The organism is Maridesulfovibrio ferrireducens, from assembly GCF_016342405.1.
GTDB classification, from domain to species: domain Bacteria; phylum Desulfobacterota; class Desulfovibrionia; order Desulfovibrionales; family Desulfovibrionaceae; genus Maridesulfovibrio; species Maridesulfovibrio ferrireducens_A.
Map to the genome: position 1 here is coordinate 1 of NZ_JAEINN010000057.1, position 2,235 is coordinate 2,235.

General features: G+C 33.9%; 3 protein-coding genes. All 3 read right to left on the reverse strand.

Going from position 1 to position 2,235, the window contains the following annotated elements:
• A partial coding sequence (locus tag JEY82_RS19615) for a response regulator (RefSeq protein ID WP_304089012.1) occupies window positions 1-310 on the reverse strand: 310 nt, incomplete at its 3' end.
• A gap of 44 nt (window positions 311-354) precedes the next feature.
• Complete coding sequence (locus tag JEY82_RS19620; RefSeq protein ID WP_304089014.1) at window positions 355-783, reverse strand: response regulator; 429 nt, start codon at window positions 781-783, stop codon at window positions 355-357.
• Between the two features lie 18 nt (window positions 784-801).
• On the reverse strand, window positions 802-2,235 hold a 1,434-nt coding region (locus JEY82_RS19625; protein ID WP_304089017.1), incomplete at its 5' end, for a PAS domain S-box protein.

Consider the following 2,235-nt stretch of genomic DNA (forward strand, 5'->3'; position numbering starts at 1 on the left):
TGTTTTTTATTAGATAATCCTTAGCCCCTAGTTTCATCATCGCTACTGCTATGTGTTCATCACCTTGCCCGGTAGTAACTATAAATGGTGGAATTGAAAGTTCACTTTTTTGCAAAGCAGTAATAAATTCATCACCCTTCATATCCGGAAGGCTGTAATCCAATAACATAAGATGCGGCGTATTCTCGGTAAGCCACTTAAACGCACTATCAGCAGTTTGAACCGAATAAGTTTCAAATCCACTTGCTTCAACTTTTTCTTTAATTAACTCTGCTAAGCCAAGATCATCTTCAACAATTAGTGCTTTCACAATTTACCACCATGTATTAAATATTTATCTAATTAGTTACCATTCTATATCTTTACTACTTGAATAAATAAGCCAAGCCGCTTTAATGTTTCGGCAAACGCCTTAAAATCAACTGGTTTTGTAATGTAAACATTACATCCCAGTTTATAACAATGTTCTATTTCGCGAGGATCATCAGTAGTGGTAAGCATCATTATCGGAATTTCTTTTAGTTCTTTATTAGCTTTCATTCTTCTAAGAACCTCAACGCCGTCCATTTTGGGCATGTTTATATCAAGAAGCAGAAGATAATGCTTATCTTTGTCTATCACTTTTTCACCTATTCCGGACAAAAAATCCCAAGTCTCTTTTCCGTCTGAGAAGCGAATAATTTCATTACAAACACCCGAATCTTTCAAACCTTCCTTAATTAGTTCGGCATGCCCATCGTTATCCTCAGCTATAAGTATTATCATCTCTTTGTAGGTTTCCATTTTTATTGTCCTATATATTTATTCAGAAAATTCATTTGTTAGTAATTCAATTGAGAAAACACTTCCTTTTCCAACTTCAGATTCTGCCCAAATTTTACCTTTATGTTTATCAACAATTCTTTTCGAAAGACTTAATCCTATTCCGTCCCCGGCTTCCGGTGATGCTGAATCTACACGGTAGAAAACATCCCATATTTTTTCAAGATGTCTTTGCTCAATTCCCATTCCATTATCCTTGAAACTGTAAATAACTTTGTTATATCTTACTTCAGAAGATATTTCAATAACTAGTTGTTTCTCTCTATTTCTATACTTAATGGCATTAACTAAAATATTAGTAAAAAGCTGGTTCAGTAAATTTCCATCACCATAACAATCATCCATTTCTTTAGTTATCACTTTAACAGATAGTTCTGTTATCTGAAAGTTAAGAGAAGAAACAATTTTTTCAATAAGCTGATTTATGTCTATTTCTTTAATAGTCATTTTCACTCTTCCGGTTCTGGAAATTTCTAGAAGAGCGTTTATTAAAGTATCCATTTTTGAAACATTTGTAAAGATAAAATCGAGTGTTTTGGGAATACTTTCTTGAATAATAGATTTTATCTTTTCTTCTGCTTCCGGCTCTAAAGAACATTCGGCAATAAGTGTATTAATTGATTCAATTTGTTTCTGAAGACGACTACTAAATCCTTGTACATTTACAAGAGGTGTTCGTAAATCGTGCGATGAAACATAAAGAAAGTTTTCTAATTCTTTATTTTTATCACTTATTACTTTTTGTGTCTGCTGCATAGCTGTAATATCAGTAGTGATAGCAGCAAACTGATTTTGTTTTGGTGATACTACCGAAATGCTAAAATGTTTATCCATTGGTTCAAAATATGTGGTGTACTCATAAGGTTTTCGGGTAGTAGCAACATTAGAGTAAACATCAAGATATGGAGCGTTTTCGGTTTTATATACTTCCGTAGCCAGTTTACCAATGACATTTTCTTTTTTAATGCCCGTTACTTTGGTAAAGGCATTATTACAATCGGTGATACGGTAATTAACAGCTTCACCTTTTTCGTTAAAGATAAGTTCGTGCAGAACTACCATTTCTGTCATTGTTCCAAAGAGAGTACTTAATTTTTCTTCGCTTTCTTTTAGGGCTTTTTCCGCCTGCTTGCGTTCGGTGACGTCGGCAACAAACCCGAGAAAATGGTTTTCACTTAATTTTATAGCACTAACAGTCCAATATCCGGGAGTTCCGTCTTTTTTGATAAATGCCAAATTGCCGTCAGATTTCCCTGTCTGCTTCACAGTTTTAAAATGTTCTTCAGCTTTTTTAAGTTCCTCAACCGGAAATAGTTCTATCAGATTCATTTTCAGTAATTCATCTTTTGAGTAGCCGGTAATTTTTGCGGCTGCCTCATTAACTTCAAGATAGTTTCCTTTTTCGTCAGTAAT